The organism is Marinomonas sp. UCMA 3892 (assembly GCF_012726345.1).
Classification (GTDB): domain Bacteria; phylum Pseudomonadota; class Gammaproteobacteria; order Pseudomonadales; family Marinomonadaceae; genus Marinomonas.
Map to the genome: position 1 here is coordinate 293,639 of NZ_PTXN01000001.1, position 18,415 is coordinate 312,053.

17 protein-coding genes are annotated in these 18,415 nt (G+C 42.3%); 9 read left to right on the top strand and 8 right to left on the bottom strand.

Annotated elements, in window-relative coordinates; translation table 11 throughout:
* Positions 1 to 54 precede the first annotated feature (54 nt).
* Positions 55 to 1,071, bottom strand: a complete 1,017-nt coding sequence (locus tag B6N13_RS01540; protein ID WP_011978527.1) for a TRAP transporter substrate-binding protein — start codon at positions 1,069 to 1,071, stop codon at positions 55 to 57.
* 391 nt (positions 1,072 to 1,462) lie between these two features.
* On the opposite strand from B6N13_RS01540, the gene B6N13_RS01545 reads away from it, so the two are divergent.
* The 5 genes from B6N13_RS01545 (at position 1,463) to B6N13_RS01565 (ending at position 6,960) form a co-directional block, all read left to right on the top strand.
* Positions 1,463 to 3,340, top strand: a complete 1,878-nt coding sequence (locus B6N13_RS01545; protein WP_169458244.1) for a DUF294 nucleotidyltransferase-like domain-containing protein — start codon at positions 1,463 to 1,465, stop codon at positions 3,338 to 3,340.
* The gene (locus tag B6N13_RS01550; protein ID WP_011978529.1) at positions 3,341 to 4,003 is read left to right on the top strand and encodes a 3'-5' exonuclease; all 663 of its coding nucleotides are present in this window, start codon (positions 3,341 to 3,343) and stop codon (positions 4,001 to 4,003) included.
* A 278-nt stretch (positions 4,004 to 4,281) separates the two neighbouring features.
* On the top strand, positions 4,282 to 5,643 hold the full coding sequence (locus B6N13_RS01555) for a sodium/glutamate symporter (protein WP_169458245.1): 1,362 nt from the start codon (positions 4,282 to 4,284) through the stop codon (positions 5,641 to 5,643).
* Positions 5,644 to 5,865: 222 nt separating this feature from the next.
* Complete coding sequence (locus tag B6N13_RS23255; RefSeq protein ID WP_011978531.1) at positions 5,866 to 5,967, top strand: hypothetical protein; 102 nt, start codon at positions 5,866 to 5,868, stop codon at positions 5,965 to 5,967.
* Between the two features lie 168 nt (positions 5,968 to 6,135).
* Positions 6,136 to 6,960 carry a methylenetetrahydrofolate reductase gene (locus B6N13_RS01565; protein ID WP_169458246.1) on the top strand — a complete coding sequence of 275 codons (825 nt, stop codon included), beginning with the start codon at positions 6,136 to 6,138 and terminating at the stop codon, positions 6,958 to 6,960.
* A gap of 106 nt (positions 6,961 to 7,066) precedes the next feature.
* Here the strand turns inward: B6N13_RS01565 and B6N13_RS01570 are convergent, their stop codons facing one another.
* From B6N13_RS01570 to B6N13_RS01585, 4 genes are all read right to left on the bottom strand, one after another.
* The gene (locus tag B6N13_RS01570) at positions 7,067 to 7,870 is read right to left on the bottom strand and encodes a UDP-2,3-diacylglucosamine diphosphatase (RefSeq protein ID WP_169458247.1); all 804 of its coding nucleotides are present in this window, start codon (positions 7,868 to 7,870) and stop codon (positions 7,067 to 7,069) included.
* Positions 7,871 to 7,935: 65 nt separating this feature from the next.
* A complete protein-coding gene (locus tag B6N13_RS01575; RefSeq protein WP_011978534.1) occupies positions 7,936 to 9,708 on the bottom strand; it encodes a GGDEF domain-containing protein in 1,773 nt (590 codons plus the stop codon).
* 321 nt (positions 9,709 to 10,029) lie between these two features.
* Positions 10,030 to 10,215 carry a hypothetical protein gene (locus B6N13_RS01580; RefSeq protein ID WP_048813903.1) on the bottom strand — a complete coding sequence of 62 codons (186 nt, stop codon included), beginning with the start codon at positions 10,213 to 10,215 and terminating at the stop codon, positions 10,030 to 10,032.
* Positions 10,216 to 10,371: 156 nt separating this feature from the next.
* A complete protein-coding gene (locus B6N13_RS01585) occupies positions 10,372 to 11,262 on the bottom strand; it encodes a helix-turn-helix domain-containing protein (protein WP_248280190.1) in 891 nt (296 codons plus the stop codon).
* A 295-nt stretch (positions 11,263 to 11,557) separates the two neighbouring features.
* On the opposite strand from B6N13_RS01585, the gene pobA reads away from it, so the two are divergent.
* Positions 11,558 to 12,760: a 4-hydroxybenzoate 3-monooxygenase gene (pobA, locus tag B6N13_RS01590; RefSeq protein WP_169458249.1), complete on the top strand. Its 1,203-nt coding sequence runs from the start codon at positions 11,558 to 11,560 to the stop codon at positions 12,758 to 12,760.
* A 100-nt stretch (positions 12,761 to 12,860) separates the two neighbouring features.
* Here pobA and B6N13_RS01595 read toward each other — a convergent pair whose 3' ends face one another.
* Positions 12,861 to 13,193 (bottom strand): PBPRA1643 family SWIM/SEC-C metal-binding motif protein, encoded by a 333-nt coding sequence (locus B6N13_RS01595; protein WP_011978537.1) that lies wholly within the window; start codon positions 13,191 to 13,193, stop codon positions 12,861 to 12,863.
* Between the two features lie 551 nt (positions 13,194 to 13,744).
* Here B6N13_RS01595 and B6N13_RS01600 point away from each other — a divergent pair.
* From B6N13_RS01600 to B6N13_RS01610, 3 genes are read left to right on the top strand one after another with little or no spacing between them, the layout of a single operon-like run.
* Positions 13,745 to 14,776 (top strand): TRAP transporter substrate-binding protein, encoded by a 1,032-nt coding sequence (locus tag B6N13_RS01600; protein WP_011978538.1) that lies wholly within the window; start codon positions 13,745 to 13,747, stop codon positions 14,774 to 14,776.
* Positions 14,777 to 14,823: 47 nt separating this feature from the next.
* The gene (locus tag B6N13_RS01605) at positions 14,824 to 15,333 is read left to right on the top strand and encodes a TRAP transporter small permease subunit (RefSeq protein ID WP_169458250.1); all 510 of its coding nucleotides are present in this window, start codon (positions 14,824 to 14,826) and stop codon (positions 15,331 to 15,333) included.
* Positions 15,330 to 16,616, top strand: coding sequence for a TRAP transporter large permease (locus B6N13_RS01610; protein WP_169458251.1), 1,287 nt, complete (start codon positions 15,330 to 15,332; stop codon positions 16,614 to 16,616). The genes B6N13_RS01605 and B6N13_RS01610 overlap by 4 nt, the downstream gene beginning before the upstream one ends.
* A gap of 85 nt (positions 16,617 to 16,701) precedes the next feature.
* Here B6N13_RS01610 and B6N13_RS01615 read toward each other — a convergent pair whose 3' ends face one another.
* Together B6N13_RS01615 and B6N13_RS01620 are read right to left on the bottom strand one after the other, a co-directional pair.
* Positions 16,702 to 17,730: an LPP20 family lipoprotein gene (locus tag B6N13_RS01615; RefSeq protein ID WP_169458252.1), complete on the bottom strand. Its 1,029-nt coding sequence runs from the start codon at positions 17,728 to 17,730 to the stop codon at positions 16,702 to 16,704.
* A 2-nt stretch (positions 17,731 to 17,732) separates the two neighbouring features.
* The gene (locus tag B6N13_RS01620; protein WP_011978542.1) at positions 17,733 to 18,359 is read right to left on the bottom strand and encodes a penicillin-binding protein activator LpoB; all 627 of its coding nucleotides are present in this window, start codon (positions 18,357 to 18,359) and stop codon (positions 17,733 to 17,735) included.
* Positions 18,360 to 18,415: the final 56 nt, after the last annotated feature.

Below are 18,415 nucleotides of genomic sequence, written 5' to 3' on the forward strand. Positions count from 1 at the left end.
GGTTTGTTTTGATGTCATGCGATTCGACTCAGCGAACACATGACATCAAAAAGCTTATAGAAGGCCGTTTGCTTCTAGGTACGTTGTAATAGAGTCATAGACTTTCTGCGCATTGGCAGAACCTTTTGCGAACTCTTTCCATTGCGTACGAGCAATAGCACGGAATTTTTTACGTTCCTCTTCAGACCAGTCATGAATAGTGATGTTTGGATCTGCCTTGGCAGCTTTTACTGCCGCTTGGTCAGCAATACGTAGTTGCGTGGTCATGTCTTCTGCGAAATCACGAACTGAAACGGTTAGGATTGCTTGAATGTCAGCTGGCAATTTGTCCCATTTTTTCTTGTTCATTGAGATATCAATCAATGGCAAAGAATGGAAACCAGGTTGAACTGGATGTGTCGCAATATCGTTCATGCCTGCTTTCTGGTTAGTCGAGAAAACAGTGTAGTCAGCGGCATCGATAACGCCTTTGCTTAGACCTGTGAATACTTCAGAACCTGGCAGATTTACTGGTGCTGCGCCCGCTGCTGCGAATACGCGTTGTACCAAACCTTCAGGCGCACGAAGTTTAAGACCTTTTAAATCGGCAACGCTGTCTAGTGGAACACGAGAAACCAAAGATTCAACGCCAGTCGTAGAACCACCAATGAATTTCACGCCGTAAGGTGCGTAAAGTTCGTTCATTAGTTCGTAACCACCACCGTAGTTAACGTATTGCAGAAGTTGCTGAGTATTTGACCACGCGCCTACTGTGTTACCAATTAGGCCAAAAGCGGGATCTTTACCAGAGAAGAATTCAGTCGCAGTAATTTGGCCATCCAAGATGCCCATTTTGATACCGTCTAGTGTTTCTGTGTGTTTGAAGATACTGCCAACAGGAAGCAAGTCGATATGAACTCGGCCACCAGTCATTGTTTCGACGCGTTTTGTCCATTCTTTTTGAACTTGGAAGTTTTTGTCGCCAGCTGGGTCAGAAGATTGGAACTTAAAGTTGTAATCCGCTGCAATCGCTGAAGTCGATAGAATACCGGCCGTAGCGGCAGTCAATAACGTGGTAGTGAACTTGTTCATGGTATTGCTTCCCATTATTTTTTTTTGAAAGAACCGCTTTGTTAGTAGCAGCTTTTAGGAATAGTGCTTTTAGTTACGATAAATGTTACCGGTAACTAGAGCGTGATGTTACCGATAACATTTTGGGTTAGTCAAGCTTTTGTCGACAAAATTTCATTGAGAAATGATAGATGATTGATATACAAAGAAATCTTATTTAAGACGGGTGGAGACCTTTCCTAGATATTCAACATTTATATAAGCTTTATATAAACTCTAGGTTTATGTCCTAGACATTGGTCTAAGAGTGGTTTTGTTGTCTAAGTTAAAAGTGCACACTCTTGATAGGTAACTTCGGCTGCAAAAAACTTCGGCTGCAAAAAACTTCGTCTGAAAAAAAGAGAACAATAAAATGGCTGCGATAGATATTCCTGAAGTCCATAAGTTCATTGAAACGATTCCTCCCTTTTCGAGCTTAAGTTTGCCTGAGCGCAGGCAATTACTGATGGGCGTTTCTATGCTGTACGTTCGTCAGGGGCAAACTTTGACCTTAAAAGATGAAGCCGCGACCGTGCATTTGATTCGTCGTGGTGCTTGCGAGATCCGCACTCCCAAAGGTGGGCTGGTGGATCAAATTGCTGACGGTGAATGCTTTGGTATATCTAGCCTTATGGCGCAAAATCCAGATGGGTTGCAAGTAGTCGCCATGGAAGACAGCTTGGTGTACCGCTTCGATAAAATTAGTTTCAAGGAAACGCTGGAAAAGAGTGAAGCCTTTGAGCTCTTCTTTGAACACACTAGGCACAATCGTTTACGTAAACTTTCTCGTAGCCAAAGTAACGAATTAGCCTCCCCCGCATTGCAATTATCGACACCCGTTGCACACATAATGACGCGACAATTGATCCAAGCTTCCCCAGAAGAAAGTGTGCAAACTATTGCCATACGCATGACCGAAGCACGGGTCAGCTCTATTCTTGTGGTAGAAGATAAAAAGCTGTCTGGCATAGTCACGGATCGAGATTTACGTTCGCGTATTTTGGCTTTGGGCGGCTCGGCTGATTCTTTGGTAAAAGACGTAATGACACAAGATCCGGTGAATTTGCGTCCCGATGCGTTGGTCATGCAAGCGCAAACCTTAATGAGCGAAAGCAATATTCATCACTTGCCCATTGTCGATGAAGAGCAAAGAGCCGTTGGCATGCTCACGGCCGCGGATTTATTGCGACATCAAGAACTCAGCCCACTCTTGTTGATTAATCAGATTCACCGTCAGTCCTCCATTGAAGATTTGGCTCGTGTGTGCAAACAATGGCCCGCTTTGATCATGAACTTGATTGTGACCGATATGAAACCCGCCGACGTGGGCAAAGTCTTGGCAACCGTGAGCGACAATCTAACACGCCGAGTGATCGAATTGGCCTTGGAAAAATTTGGCCCAGCACCCATGACGTTTCAGTTTTTAGTGTTTGGTTCGCAAGCGCGACGCGATCAATCTTTGGGCAGCGACCAAGATAACGGCTTGATGTTAGAGCGGGAGCCAAGCACCAAAGAGAGCCAGTATTTTGCTGATTTAGCCGAGTTTATCTGCCAAGGTTTGGCGCAATGTGGTATTCGTCTTTGCCCTGGCAACATCATGGCAAGTAACCCTGAGTGGCGTCTCAGCCAAGACGGTTGGCGACAAGCGTTTGAAAAATGGATTAAAAGCAGTGCGCCCAGTGCATTGCTTCACGCCAGTATCTTTTTCGATATTCGTTGTGTGTATGACTCGGGAAGTAGGCAAGGTGATGCGGTTAACAATTTGATCGAAGCTATGCAGTTAGAGGTGAGCAAAAACAGCGTGTTTTTAGCTACCCTGACGCGCACCGCTTTGGCAAGCAAACCGCCATTGGGTTTCTTCCGTCATTTTGTATTGGAATCCTCTGGTGAACACAAAAATCAATTGGATTTGAAACACCAAGGTTTGGCCTTGATCAATGATTTAGCTCGCTTGTATGGCTTGTCATGCAAGACCTATCGAGCTGGTACCTTGGATCGATTAGAGCAAGCCATCCGAGAAAAACTCATCAGCGTCGATACCGCTCGAAACCTCATGGACGCATGGGACAAACTCAATGGCTTGCGCTTAGAGGCTCAAGGACGTCACTGGCAAGCAGCAGGCAAAGCCAGCGCTTACTTAGATCCGAAAGACTTGAGTTCGTTAGAACGCAAACATCTGAAAATGACGTTTAGCATCATCAGTGATGTACAAGACGTTGCACAGCAGCGGTTTTTAAGAGGATACAGCTAGATGTCGTTTGCGCTCATGCAAAAGCTCAGTGCGTGGCACGTGTCGCGACAATCCGTTAAACGTGCTTGGTCGGAATGGGATTATCTCGTATTGGATATCGAAACTTCAGGGTTAGATCCAAAGCAAGACCATATTGTCAGCTTTGGTTGGGTGTGTATTCACAAAGGTGTGATTGAACTGGATACAGCACGGCATATTGTGTTGGATAGCGCACAAATTGGTGACAGCGTTGGTATTCACATGATTACCGACTCGGATGTTCAGCAACAAGGCAAAAAACAAGAAAGCGTACTGCGTTACTTGCGGCATTTACTTCGCGAACGCGTCTTAGTTATGCATCACGCACCAATGGAACTGGGCTTTTTAAAACACGCTTGGCAAACCGAAGCCTTGCCCAGTTTTTCGGTCAGCTGGCTAGATACACTTGCCATTGAACGCACCAAAGCCAACCGATCCCAGCAACCTATTCAAGACGGTGGCTTTCGCCTTGGCGCCTGCCGAGAACGCTACGGATTACCTGATTATCAAGGACACGACGCCCTAACCGACGCCTTAGCCACCGCAGAATTACTACTCGCACAAATCGCCTACCAAGGCAGAGACTGCCGACTACATGACCTAAACCAAATGGGGGGAGGAAGAGTGCGGTTTACATCACGGTAGTCTGGTACGTCTTCTATTCCTGCTAACTTCTAGAAGGCAGCGGATATATGTGTTTTTCTAAATGTTGGCAGAAAATGACAATTTACAGGCATTGATTGCCAAGCAATTTATCACCTCAATTGTGTTTAATGACAAGTCATAATAAAAATGTAGGGGGTTAAAATGGTCCAAAAGATAACAGTCTGTTTTATAAAGCCTTGGTAATTATCATTATGATTTTCAACTAAAAGTCATAGTTTTAGATAACACTCCTATAAAATAATACAAAGGATTTGAACATGGATATTTCTTTGGTTAATTTGGTGAGCGATTCAGCGTTTGTTGCCATATTATTGTTAGTCGGTGTGGCATTACGCGCACATATCCTTTGGGTTCAAAAATTGTTTTTACCCGCAAGTATTATAGCTGGGCTACTTGCATTATTACTTGGTCCAAATGGCCTTTCTTGGTTACCTCTTTCGAGCAATATTGCACAGTACCCAGGTATTCTGATTACTTTTATTTTTGGCTCATTAGCTCTTAACTCAGGTAAGTTTAAATTCTCTACTGCGGTTAAACGTGCGGGGAATATGTGGTCTTACAGTGCCATAGGTATGATTGGTATGTATAGCGGTGGCGTGTTTTTAACCTTGCTGATCCTGCAACGTATTTGGCCAGATATACCAGATGGTTTTGGTTTGCTTTTAGGTGCTGGCTTTATTGGTGGACATGGTACTGCTGCCGCTGTTGGAGGGATCTTTGAAAGTAATGGTTGGGCTGGTGCGACATCACTAGCAATGACATCAGCCACGATTGGGGTTTTAGTTTCTATATTGGGTGGTGTTTGGATCATTCGTCAAAATGTTAAGCGTGGAAAAAGTAATTTTATAAGCGATTTCGACAGTTTGTCGGTGGAGCTACGGACAGGTTTAGTCCCTGATGAGAAACGTGTTAAAACAGACTTGGAAACTGTTTCCTCAATGACGATTGACCCTTTGTTATTCCATGGGGTTATGGTGCTGATTGTCTCTGGGCTGAGTTTCTGGTGCCAAGCGGCTATCAAGGAAGTGTTTGATTTTCCTGCTCCAACCTTTGCATTAGCATTCATAATTGGACTGGTTGTGAATTCATTGTTAAGTAAGTTAAAGGTGAAACCCTATATTAACCCTAGCGTGATTAATAGTATTGGGGGAGCATCCACGGATATGCTAGTGGTGTTTGGGATTGCCTCAATTAATCTGGCAGTTGCTGGGCAGTACTTCGCCCCATTGGCGTTACTTATGGTGTTTGGTGTGTGGTTCAGTTATGTCATGCTGAAATACATCTCACCAAAATTTTATGCTCAGTTCTGTTTTGAGAAAAGTATATTTGGTTGGGGGTGGTTTACTGGAACTGTGGCGATGGGCATTGCTTTACTGCGGATCGTTGACCCTAAATCAGAAAGCAAAACATTAGATGAGTTTGGTTTTGCATATATCATGACGGCTCCTTTGGAAATGATGGTTATTACTATGTCTCCATTAATTCTTCTATCTGGTGGGGGATGGTTATACGTCGGAGGATGCTTTTTAACATGCGCTATTATTTATGTTGTTTGTACTGTATTGAACAGAAAAACGCAGTGTTTAAAGAGGCAAGCAAGTAACGAATACTGTCTATAATTGTTAGGTGACTTTTAAACCCTGTAAATATAAGGCCAGATGAAAAACGTTTTTCATTTGGCTTTTCTGTCTTTGTATTAGTGAGATATTATTTTTATCATGGTCAATAGAATTCATAATATTGATAAAAATCGCTAAGCGAAAATCTGAAATCGATAAAGATAGTTCGTGGTATCAAGGCTCTTCTACCTATTTAGTTGAAATAAAAAAGAAGTTGATGAAGTGGTTGAAGAGATACCAAAAGATCGTTTGTGTTATCTCGAAGATGAATTAGGTGATGATATCGAAGAAATTAGTGAAAATTCCCAATCTTGGACAAGATGAAAATAAGTTTTAATACTCATCTTATCTTTTATTTATTATTAGGTGGGGTTGCTGCCTTAAGAATAAAGTTATCTGTCATTATCTTTTTATTTAACATCTGTACCTACTGCCTAAATAGAAATAGCATTACAGTCTTATTTTACGATACCTTGTTTTTTAGGATATATAATGACTATTATCATGCCTAAATTTAGTCTTGAAACCACGGCTAAAAGTATAAATGAGCTCTTTTCTGTAGCCAGTATATTACCACCAAATACGCCTGTGAATATCGCTTTTCTTGGCAATGAATCTCATGAACAGCGAGTCAATGCTGCTGCTTCTATCAGAGCATTAGGCCTAGAACCTACGCCTATTATTTCTTCCAGAAGGATTAAGTCGAAAGCAGACCTGGATTATTTCTTGGGTGAGCTTATGGCACATTCTAAAAATAAGCGAATAATGCTTGTAGGCGGAGATCCAGAGGTTCCTGAGGGGCCTTACGAAAGTTCATTAGAACTTCTTAAGAGCGACATATTAAAGACTTGCGATGTTGAGAGCGTTGTCATAGCAGGCTATCCGGAAGGGCACCCCAAAATAGCGTCTCATCAGTTAATTTCGTCTTTAAAATGGAAGGTCGACTATCTTAGGGAGCATCAGTTTAAGGTGGAGATCACGACCCAGCTGGCTTTTTGTGCTGCGAATATTATTCGCTGGGTTCAGGAAGTCAGAGCAATGGGAATAGTTGAGCCCATTAGGATCGGAGTGCCTTGCCCAACGAGGGTTAAAACCTTACGTCATTTCGCCAAACTTTTTGGTGTTCATATTTCTGAAGCTTCATTCGTTAAATACGAGATGAGTACTATTTATCAGCAGTTAGACGCACAAACCGATACTCTATACTTGGAGCTGGTTCAGCAGATTGAAAGTCTGGCTATCGAGAACATTTATTTTCATCTCTACACCTTAGATGGTTTAAGCAAAAATAAGTTATGGATCGAGAGCCATCTATAAACAAAATAGGGATAGATAAAAAATTAGCTCTTTAGACGGAAGCACTGGTTTCTCGTCTACGCAGAAATAGCAAAAGCGGCTGATTTTTCACAGAGTCTCTTTTGTTTTAGTTCCTAGCAGGAATCGGCGATACGTCCCAATTCTCTTCTTTTGGTTCTGTCGCCAAGACTCTTGGGTTTTCCGACCAATGTATCAGGCTCATTTCCCCTGCGGTGGATTCGGTTAATGCCGTGCAGTGTTCGACCCAATCTCCATCGTTACAATAGAGAATGTCATCTTTGATGCGAAACGAAGCAAAGTGAATATGGCCGCAGATGTAGCCATCGACTTTGTGGTTTTTTGCGGATTTTAGTGCAGCGGTTTCAAAGCGCTCGATAAACTCTTTTGCCTTGCTGATATGGCTTTTTAAGTAGCCCGCCAATGACCAGTAAGGCAAGCCAATAAGGCGTCTCACACCGTTGATCCATTGATTCAGCGACAACATGAGTCCGTGGGCTTTATCGCCAATGGCAAGCATGAGTGGGCTGATTTTTACCATTTGATCGAACTCATCCCCGTGGCTGATGTAAAAAGTACGACCGTTGGCAGTTTTGTGGCGAGCGTTGAGCTTAATCTCAATCCCTGAAAGCGTTTGTCCTGCAAACTGGCGAAAGAAGGCATCGTGATTACCGGGAATATAAATGACCTTGGTGCCGGATTTTGCCATGTCGAGAATACGTTCAACGACTTGATGGTGAGCATCAATAAAGTAGGCTTTATAGCGCATTTCCTGAAGATCGATAATATCTCCGACTAGATACAAGGTATCAGTTTTGATGCTTTGCAAAAAATCCAATAAATGCAACGCTTGGCAGGCTTTTGTGCCTAGATGAACGTCGGAAATAAATACGGATCGAAATGTGGTCTGCATAAGCGCCTCCTCAAGGGTATATCTCAAAGATAAAGCGCTTATGTGACAGGGTTGTGAAATGAACCCTAGTTCATTGTTTCAAGTGCGTGGGTTATTAGATAAGGCTGCAGATGGATATGGTTGCCGCCTTGTTGCTTGGCAGATTTTTTTGCTTGGGCCGCTAGTTCTGCCACTTGGTGATGGTTGGTACATTGTTTTGGGTTAGGGTGAACCACGCCAATAGCGAGGCTTAGAATTGGGTGGAACATGGTATCGCCTTGGCGGTTTTTCGTCCAAACACCACCTTCTTGTAAGATGTCTGTTGAATAAAAACTTCTAACTTGTTGTTCGAATATTTCTAAAATGTTGTCGCATTGTTGTCGCCAATCTTGGTCGCCAAAGATCACTACAAAATCATCGCCACCAATATGCCCAATAAAATTATTATCTGGATTAACCTGATTTTTGATTAAAGAACCAACCAGCTGAATCACTTCATCGCCTATCGAATAGCCGAAGAAGTCATTAAATGGTTTAAAGTCATTTAAATCAAAATACGCCACGTAGAAGTTTTCGTTGGCTAATAAACGACGGCTGACTTCTCGATGAATCGGGACATTACCGGGCAATAAGGTTAGTGGATTGGAGTAGGTGGCATTTTGTATTTTTAGCTCGGTAATACGTTTTAATAGATCTCTTAGATGACCTGTGCCGATAAACTTGCCTTCTCGAACCACAATAATTTCGTTGTTAAGTGTGTCGGCTTCTTGGTTGGTCATTAAGGTAGAAACACTCGATAAGCTGACATTACTTTCGACAATTAGTACATCACTGCTAAGTAAATTGGTAACCGGTTTGTGTTCGTATAAAGCGCGCCCATAAGGCGTTGAAAAAAGCTCGTGTAGCTGATGTCTGCGAACCACACCGACAGGCTCGTTGTTGTGGTTTAGCACGGGAATAGCCACTAAGTCTGGTTGCTTTTTAAAGCATTGGGATGCGTCTTCTAATAAGCTGTTTTCTTGCAAGCTTGGCGTAGGACGACACAGTGTTTGTACGGTTTCTGCGTGATCCACTTGGAATTGCGAACGTCGCTGAGCTTGTTTTACCAGATAGGGATGAGTCGAAAAAGCAGGGTTTTCCACAGGACGCCCAAGAAAATAGCCTTGTCCTAGTGTGACGCCAATCTCAATCAATTGATCGAGTTCTTGCTGTGTTTCAATACCTTCTGCAATGAGTATGCAATTAAGTCGCTGAGCAATGGTTAGAATCGAGCGGACAAACTCACGTTTGATTTCGTCTTTGTCGATACCTTTAATGAAATGTTTATCGACTTTGACTATGTCTGGTTGTAATTCAGACCACAGCTGAAGACCGGAATAACCGACACCAAGGTCATCAATGGCAACTTGAAAGCCCATTTTACGATAATGATCAACACTGCTGCGCGGTAAGCCATTGTGGTCGTAAGGGTGTTGTTCAGAAAGCTCGATGACAATGTCTTTTTGATCCAGTCCCAGTTCATTTAAAATAGCCAATGTCATACCAGATTGATGATCAGGCGACCCCAATAAAGAGGCGCTAACGTTCAAAAATAAACGGCCTTTTAATTCAAGTTTGGCGAACTTTGAGAGGGCTTTTTCACGGCAAAGTAACTCTAGTTTATGAAGTTTTCCTTCTTGCTGAGCCAGTGTAAATAATGGGTCTGGAGAAAAAAGCGTGGAATTCATTGGGCCACGAGAAAGTGCTTCATGCCCATATATTTCACCATTACTTAAATCGTAAATAGGTTGGAAGTATGGCGTGATTAATCCATTCGAAAGGATTTTCTCAAGTAGAGCTGTATTGTCAGTTTGGCTCATTTTCTCTCAGATACATCTAGGTTTAAAAAGTGGCTAGATCGATATTTTATGTCATATTTGTGACACTTTGATGACTAGATATGAGGCGAAAGTGTTTTGCTAAGGGGGGGGGGGGCTAGAGAAATTGAAGGTTTTAAGAATCTTTGGGGAGAGAAACCCGTTACCGGATCGATTTCTTATTCTTGCCTTTCGATCATCGGGAACATTGGGTTCTTTAGCGTCGCACTTTATTTGCTTTTATAACGGCTGTTGATTTCTGATAACAACAACGGAAATAAACCAGTCAAATATAGATGACGTAAAAGCTTTGCGTTGAAAATATTAGTGCTGAGGTTGAGCTGATTTTAATGTGCGGCCAGCAGTCAATTTTGCAAAGAATGCTTTAACGCTTGCTACAGCTTTTTTAGTTAATTCTGCGTAGTATGCACGGCGCAATTCGTACGCTTTTTCTACATAGAAATCAGCATCAAGGTTACCGAAAGCATCATATTTAAGATCGTTTTTCATAGTGATTCTCCTAAAAAAGTTCAGTCATATTTGACACTTGTTATTCTAGGTTCTGACCAATCATTCAGCAAACGATCAATTTTCAGCTAATAGATTAGATAAATTCACCTTATGACTTTTACATGACGACAACATGATAGTCATGGCTCAAAGACTTCATATTGAGGGCTGATTACTGAGGACTCTAAACTTTCCTGGTGGGATGCCTGTGGATCGTTTAAAGAAACGCGAAAAATACCCTGGATCTTTAAAGCCTAAGTCGTAACTGATCTCCTCTACAGACCGTGCTGTGTAGATAAGACTGCGCTTTGCTTCTAATAAAACGCGATCATGAATTAAGTCCAATATGCTTTGGTTAAAGGTGGTTTTACTGAGCCTATTTAAACGGCTGGTGGAGGTGCCTAATGCAGCGGCATATTGATTACTGCTCCAATGCTCTCGATAGTGTTTTTCGATCAGTTCTTTGAGTTGATGTGCATGACTGTTTTCTGTTTTGTTGGTGACATTGCTCTCGCCGTTAACGTGTTGGCGATGGAGCAGCAATAAAATAGCTTTAATGAGATATTCACTCATTAAAGCTCTGCCTTCGCGTATCAGTGAAGACTCACTTTCTAGCTGCTGAATTAGCGGCCAAAGTTCTGAAAACATATTGCGGTGGCCATTAAAGTCTATATAGCAAGCCTGACTGAGCAATGGCTGGATAAACTTTGCGGCCTTTTCTTTGTAGGCATCTTCAAGCAGAGGCTCAGCAATACTGATGACACGTCCATCAGTATCCGGTGCAAAACGAAAACCATGTACGACACCTGCGGGAACAATGATCGCCCATGCTCCTTGTAGCTTGTGTTGTTGTTCGTCGAGTTGAACTTTTGCCTCACCAGATTTTAAGATCAGAATTTGAAAAAGCTGTGCGTGCCGATGTGGGTTGATTTTCCAACCTAAGTCGCCGCTGCGAGATTCTATGTCTTCAATATGGAAAAACTCTGGGTCATTTATCCAGCTGGATTCGCCATAAAGTCCAAAGTGAGGGATAGTAGATTTCTGCATGTTACTCTTCATATTTTTATAAGTTACACAAATGTACTTTTTTAGTTATTTATTTCTATGAGGCTGAAATGTACAGATTGATGCATATTTATAGGTTTTTATAAGCTAAAAGTGCCATAAAGTCATTTTAAATTGTATTTTAATGGTCAGCGTGAAAAATCACTCATGATCAAAAAGTACAATTTTTTGATCATAAATTACCTAACGTATTTTCTATTTATCTTCCATTATGTTGTTACTAGCACGTTGATCACTGAATCAACGTCGAGAAAATAACAATAAATCGGAGAGAAAAATGAAAACACAAGTAGCGATTATTGGCGCAGGTCCATCGGGCCTATTACTTGGACAATTGTTGGCAAAACAAGGCATCGACAATGTCATTATTGAACGCGTTTCTGGTGAGTATATTCTTGGTCGAATTCGCGCCGGCGTGCTTGAACAAGGTATGACGGATTTATTGCGTGAAGCAGGTGTTGGTGAGCGCATGGATCGGGAAGGTCAAATACATCACGGTGTTGAGTTAGCGTTCAATAATAAACGTGTACAGATAGAGCTGGAAAAACTCACTGGTGGCAGTACTGTGATGGTGTATGGCCAAACAGAAGTGACGCGTGATTTGATGGAAGCCCGTGATGGAGCTGGTTTAACCACGTATTACGAATCGAGTAATGTGGCTTTACATGACGTGAAAAGCGACGCTCCCTACGTGACTTTTGAACACAACGGTGAAACACACAGGTTGGATTGCGATTACATTGCAGGCTGCGATGGTTTCCATGGTGTATCACGTCAGACCATTCCTGAATCTTCTCGCAAAGAGTTTGAGCGTGTTTATCCATTCGGTTGGTTAGGGGTTTTGTCTGACACGCCACCAGTAAACCCAGAGTTGATTTATTGTAAGACAGATCGTGGTTTTGCCATGACCAGTATGCGCTCTGAAACAAGATCGCGTTATTACCTTCAAGTGCCTTTGACTGATAAAGTCGAAGATTGGAGCGATGATGATTTCTGGACAGAGCTAAAACGCCGTCTTCCAGATGATGTGGCAGAAAAACTAGTGACAGGACCTAGTATCGAAAAGAGCATCGCGCCACTACGCTCGTTTGTTTGTGAGCCAATGCAATATGGTAATTTGTTTCTTGTTGGCGACGCCGCGCATATTGTTCCACCAACGGGGGCGAAAGGTTTGAATCTGGCGGCTTCTGACGTAGCAACTTTGTATAAAGTAATGACTCGTGTTTACAAAGAAGGTGATAAAGAGTGCATCTCTCAGTATTCCGACATTTGTTTACGTCGTGTTTGGCATGGAGAGCGTTTTTCATGGTGGATGACTAATATGTTGCACGACTTTGGTCAGGGCGATGAGCATGATAATGACGCTGCAACCCATGGCAAATTTATGAGTTCGGAGTTGAATTTTTACACGGATAATGAAGAAGGGCGCCGTATTATTGCGATGCAATATGTTGGTTTGCCGTATGAAGATCTGGTTTAAGTGATAAGCACGGTCTTGTAGTAAAAAATAGCGGCACGTAATCTTTATTACGGCCGCTTTTTCGTTTTGCTTTTTTCGCTTTATAAAGGGCTTGGCTAGCTTAGCCGCAACACTTTTTGTATTTCTTGGTACTTCCGCATGGGCATGGGTCGTTACGTTGAGGTGCTTTTTCCGCAATTTGCGGGGCAGGTTTGTTAAGCACTACGTCTAAAGACGTAATATCCTCAGGCATCTCACTGTCAATGCGAACTTCTGCAAATAAGCCGTTAGCGGTCAATATAGCGTTTATTTCATGCTCACGTTCAGCGCTTTGTACTTGCAAAATCAGTGGGTTTTCTTCGCTTCCAGGTTTCACTTTAGGCTTAGGCTGATAATTGCCTAGGTTATGCTTACCCATGATATCGGGTCTACCACGATAAAAGAATTTTGACACAGGTGTTCCTAATGATATGTAAAACCACTCACAGCGAGTGGCTTAATGCCGCGCAGTTTAACAGAATTAGGAGAGGTTAGTGCATATCTTTCATGCTGCTAAATAGTATGTTCTGGATATGATGATCTGGTAAAAAGTAGTGTCGCGTTGACAAGGACTGTACTTAAAACGTCTCTTCATTTATTCGAATATTGCTTTATGTGAAGCAAGGCCTGCATGTTTTTCGCTGCAGTGATTAGATAGGGTGAAAATAGCACTCTTAACACATGAAAATGAAATTTTTCTCACGAAAAATGAAAGGTGTGATTTTTTATTTTTATATGTTTTAAAAGATTTTTTATACTTAATTATCAATCGGTTAGATTTTTTTTGTGATATTTTTTTACATGTAAAAACGATTCCGCATCAAAAAAAATCAACGTTTCTATCTAATTTTTCAATACCTTACATTCATAATCAATTACCTTTCTGAACGGTAGATTGTTAATCTATTTTTTGATTATTCAGTTTTTAAAAACCGAACACAATAATAAATCTTTTTGGAGTTGAACATGATAAAAATAATAAAGCACGCTGCCATAACGGCCGTTGCTGCTTCCGCTATTGTTAGTGCTCAGGCAAATGCATCGGCAGAATATACCTTGCGTTTTAGCCATTTCTTTCCTGAAGTATCTGATCCAAGCCAAAAACTATTTATAAAATGGGCTGAGGCAGTTGAAGCAGAATCCAACGGACGTATCGACGTTCAGATGTATCCTTCTAGTACATTGGCAAAACCACCAGCTCAATATGATGCCGTGAAGAATAGCATTGCAGATGTGACCGTTACTGTTCAAGGCTACACAGCAAATCGTTTTCCGCTAACACAAATTGTTGAATTGCCTGGTGTGTCTCAGAATGCGGCTCAAGGCTCTTGTGTTGTGCAGTCTTTGTACGATGAAGGCCTTATTTCTAATGAATACAATCAAACCAAACCACTATTTTTATTTACTCATGGACCAGGTGGTCTTCATACCACAAATAAAGAAATCAAAGTTCCTCAAGATTTAGAAGGCTTACGTATCCGTCGTCCAACAGCGGTGGTTGCAAAGTTGCTTGAAGGTCTAGGTGCGCAACCTGTTGGTATGCCAGCGCCAGATGCTTATCAGTCCGCACAGCGCGGTGTAATTGATGGTGTTGCCTTGCCATGGGAAGGTGAATACACGTTCCGTCTAAATGAACTAACGCCTTATCACACTGAAGTTGGTGGTCTTTATACATTGGCTTTTGTCATGACGATAAATAAGTCTTTCTATAATCGTCTGCCTGCCGATCTTAAAAAAGTCATTGACCATAACTCTGGTATGGAATGGTCTAAAAAAGCCGCTACTGTATTTGATGATTTAGATGCGAAAGGCCGTGCGCAAGCGATCGAAATGGGTCACAAAATTACTGTAATCGAAGATGGTGCTGAGAATCCTTTGTGGAAGCCCGTTCTTTATCAAGCGACTGAAGAGTATTTGGATGAGCTGCAGAAGAAAGGCCTACCTTCTTACAAAGTCTATGCTCGTGCAGTTGAGCTGTCCAAGGCAGCGTGTAAATAAAAGCAGTTTAGATATTTAAGCCAAGTAGTGGTAGTTGGAGAGAGTTAATGAAAGCAATAGCTCGAATAATAGAGCGTATCACGCATGGAATGCACTTACTGGGCGGTTTTTTCTTAATCGCTATGATGGTGGTTACCTTGTTTGATGTTTTCACTCGAGGTTTGTTTACTATAACGGACGGTGCTGTGGATTGGACCATTCTTGGTGGTATTGAGATGGTGAAATACAGTCTGTTGTTTACAGTACTCTTCATTCTGCCGCATTCGGTCAGCCGTTCGCAGGTCATTGTTGACCTATTTACAGAGCGATTATCAAGCAAAGCAAAAAATAGATTAGAAGCGGTTTATATTCTTTGCTTTGGTTTAATAGGAGTTGGCATGAGCTATGGCTTTTACCATTTGGTGGAAGAGGCGGCGATGAGCTATGAAACGACCCAAGATCTATTGATTCCATTGACGTATTTTTATGCGGTGGCTTGTTTTGCGACTGCTATGTTGGCTGTTTCCGCAGTAGCGTACACGTCTCGATTATTATTTTGTGGGAAGGCTGAGTCATGAGTACTTCAATGATTGGTATGGTTTGCATTGCAGCCATGTTGCTGTTAATCGCGCTACGAGCGCCTGTTGCTTTAACTATGGCGTTAGCAGGTTTTGTCGGCTTTGGTTGGATTGTAGCTTTTGACCCAGCGGTTTCTATTCTTGCTAGTGGTCCGTTTGAAACATTATCAAATTACAGTTTCAGCCCTATTCCGATGTTTATTCTTATGGGGGTATTCGCTTCAAAGTCAGGGATGTCGCAAGAGCTATTCCAAGGCGCTCGAGCTATGTTTGGTAGTTGGCGTGGTGGGATGGGATTGGCTGCGGTAACTTCATGCGGTATTTTTTCAGCTATTTCTGGTTCCTCTATGGCAACTGCGGCGAGTATGTCGCGAGTGGCTTTACCTGAAATGGAAAAGAACGGTTATGCACCAACATTAGCAACAGGAGTGTTAGCGGCGGGTGGCACATTAGGTATCATGATTCCACCTTCCATCGCTCTGTTGTTATATGCTTTGATTACTGAGCAATCTGTTGGAGCTATGTTTATTGCCGGTGTGATTCCGGGGGTACTTGGATTGGTGATGTATGGACTTACAGTTGCTGTTTTGGTTACTGTTTTTCCAAATATAGCTCAACCAGGTAAGGCGACAACGTTAAAAGAAAAGCTCTTGGGGCTTAAAGGCTTAGTTCCTTTTACCGGTGTTTTTGTATTCATTATCGGTGGCATTTATACTGGGTGGTTTACGCCGACTGAAGCATCTGCAGTGGGGGCTGGGGCAACGTTGTCTATCGCTCTGGTACGAGGTATGCGCTTCGCACAATTTAAAGAAGCAGTTGGCGAAACCCTGATTATGTCTGCAATGATTTTCTTTATGATCATTGGTGCGGAGATTTTTGGCTACTTCCTTTCGGTGTCACGCATTTCTTTTGCTTTGGTTGAGTTTGTTGATAGTCTGCATTTAGGACCTTATATGGTTCTATTCTGTGTCTTGATTTTGTTTATGCTGCTAGGTTGCGTTATGGACAGTATTGCGATGCTGTTGTTGACTGTTCCAGTAGTGTATCCACTTATTGAAGCAGCAGGTTTTGATCCTATTTGGTTTGGTATCGTCGCTGTTATTACCGTGGAACTTGGCTTAATTACGCCGCCCGTTGGTATGAATGTCTTCGTTATTAAATCCGTTGCCCCGCATATTTCTATTGGAGATATGTACAAAGGGGTGATGCCATTTGTTATCTCTGACTTACTGCGTCTAGCGCTTATCGTAGCTTTCCCAGTATTAGCTGTTGGCTTGCTATAACACTAGTGTTTGAATAAAAAAACGGCTCAACTTTGAGCCGTTTTTTTTATGTCTTTTTAGTTGTCTTATTCAATATGAAAATCAACTAATCTAAACGCGTCAACCAAGTAAACATGGCTTCAATCGCTTGGTTTGACCAGTTATTAGTTGCCTGTTCTTGAGCCTTATTAAGGCTTTTAGCAATGCCTCTCGCACTAACTGTCCAAGAAGCAAGACGCGAACCTGTCGGGTCGATGAGTTCCAATGTGCCGTCTTCAAATACATAAAAACGTCCATCTTGGGTTTCATGGTGTTGCGCTGTTCTACTGTTCAGCTTGAATAAAGATCCTGCTTTTGGTGTTAGGCCAAAATGCGATAGAGCGCTTGCTAGGCTATCTGCTTGTTTGGTTGAGGAGACATCAAAGCCATAGCTACTCAGGGCCAGATTTAGCCGCTGCTCTACGTCTTGAATATCTGTGTCGGCTTTACCAGCTACTGTACGTGCGGTTGAATATAGGCTGAGCTCATCTTCGTAGGATTTGCGCTGAGCAAAATACGGGATAAGTTGCATATAGGTTTGCCAGTCTTGTGGTGCCGGATATTTATCTTTTATTTTAGTCAATGACGCTGCTTGCTTGCGGATTAAGTCATCCGTGTCATTAATAGCGATTTTTAGCTTGGCGACAATTCGACTACGATCAATAGATTGCAGCGCATAGACATAGTTTTTACCGGCAAAGCGTTGCTCGTTGATGGCTTGTTCTAGCTCAATAGGCGAAGTTGTTACTTGCGTATAGGCTGTTTGTGTTTTTGAAACTTGCTCTCCACCTTGCCCAGATCGCACTTGAGTGTCTTGTGTATTAATCTGACTTACTTGAGTACGAAGCTGCTGAGCAATTTGAACATTGCCGTTTTGTTCGGCTTGAGTAAACGCTAAGGCAATGTTTTCTATGCGCGCTGCGCTACCGACACCATACAAGTGTGTGCTGTCCTGCGGCGGAGATGATACCCAATCAGGCATACTTTCCGTCGTCTGACCTGGTTGGGTATTAGAGCCCAAACACCCAGTTAAACTGAGTAATAGACCTGTCACCATTATCCAGTTGAATGGTATAGGCAAAGCAGAGAGTTGCATGGTTAGAAAAAGCCTTTGTCTGCCAGTTTTTTGATTTTCTTCTGACCGTTCCACACTTCGCGGTTGGTGGTCATATCAATTAATTTAAGGTCGACTTGATAGAAACTTACACGTTGATCTCCATTAGAATCGACAATCGAGTTAATTGAACCAGATAGAGCGAAACCAGCGCCTTGCTCTAGGCCAAATTTAGCAACGGTATCTGGTGCTGCATTAAGTTCTTGTTCTTCTCGTTCACTACGGACGTCATCTCGTTCAGCACCTGAGACAACAAAATCGACTTTGCCCGCACGTAATAAGCTGCGTTTGATGTCATTAATAAAGGTATCGACGGGAATGTGCTCAGATGTCTTGTTACGGATGCTCTGCACAATAACGGTTGGATTGCCTTTCTTGTTGAAGTTGTAATCACGGAACCATGGGAAGGTCAGCATATCGCTCATCATTTCTTCTGCCACTAGACGTGAGTCGGTATCATTCCAACGGTCAGACAGCATGACGTCTTCGTTTGTGTCTAGGCGCTTGACGCTGCCTGAACAAGCCGTTAATAGCACGGCCATAAATAGAGTGAACATGCTCTTCCAAGATAGGGAAGCCCATTTAGACTGTGTTAGTTTATTAATGTGCATACTATTTTCCTTACGTCCGTTTTAGCTTGGCGCCAAGCTATATTAGTGTAATCAAT

Excerpts from the sequence above, each read along its gene's own strand:
- B6N13_RS01540 (WP_011978527.1), bottom strand. The coding sequence starts at position 1,071 with ATGAACAAGTTCACTACCACGTTATTGACTGCCGCTACGGCCGGTATT.
- B6N13_RS01545 (WP_169458244.1), top strand. The coding sequence starts at position 1,463 with ATGGCTGCGATAGATATTCCTGAAGTCCATAAGTTCATTGAAACGATT.
- B6N13_RS01550 (WP_011978529.1), top strand. The coding sequence starts at position 3,341 with ATGTCGTTTGCGCTCATGCAAAAGCTCAGTGCGTGGCACGTGTCGCGA.
- B6N13_RS01555 (WP_169458245.1), top strand. The coding sequence starts at position 4,282 with ATGGATATTTCTTTGGTTAATTTGGTGAGCGATTCAGCGTTTGTTGCC.
- B6N13_RS01565 (WP_169458246.1), top strand. The coding sequence starts at position 6,136 with ATGACTATTATCATGCCTAAATTTAGTCTTGAAACCACGGCTAAAAGT.
- B6N13_RS01570 (WP_169458247.1), bottom strand. The coding sequence starts at position 7,870 with ATGCAGACCACATTTCGATCCGTATTTATTTCCGACGTTCATCTAGGC.
- B6N13_RS01575 (WP_011978534.1), bottom strand. The coding sequence starts at position 9,708 with ATGAGCCAAACTGACAATACAGCTCTACTTGAGAAAATCCTTTCGAAT.
- B6N13_RS01580 (WP_048813903.1), bottom strand. The coding sequence starts at position 10,215 with ATGAAAAACGATCTTAAATATGATGCTTTCGGTAACCTTGATGCTGAT.
- B6N13_RS01585 (WP_248280190.1), bottom strand. The coding sequence starts at position 11,262 with ATGCAGAAATCTACTATCCCTCACTTTGGACTTTATGGCGAATCCAGC.
- pobA (WP_169458249.1), top strand. The coding sequence starts at position 11,558 with ATGAAAACACAAGTAGCGATTATTGGCGCAGGTCCATCGGGCCTATTA.
- B6N13_RS01600 (WP_011978538.1), top strand. The coding sequence starts at position 13,745 with ATGATAAAAATAATAAAGCACGCTGCCATAACGGCCGTTGCTGCTTCC.
- B6N13_RS01605 (WP_169458250.1), top strand. The coding sequence starts at position 14,824 with ATGAAAGCAATAGCTCGAATAATAGAGCGTATCACGCATGGAATGCAC.
- B6N13_RS01610 (WP_169458251.1), top strand. The coding sequence starts at position 15,330 with ATGAGTACTTCAATGATTGGTATGGTTTGCATTGCAGCCATGTTGCTG.
- B6N13_RS01615 (WP_169458252.1), bottom strand. The coding sequence starts at position 17,730 with ATGCAACTCTCTGCTTTGCCTATACCATTCAACTGGATAATGGTGACA.
- B6N13_RS01620 (WP_011978542.1), bottom strand. The coding sequence starts at position 18,359 with ATGCACATTAATAAACTAACACAGTCTAAATGGGCTTCCCTATCTTGG.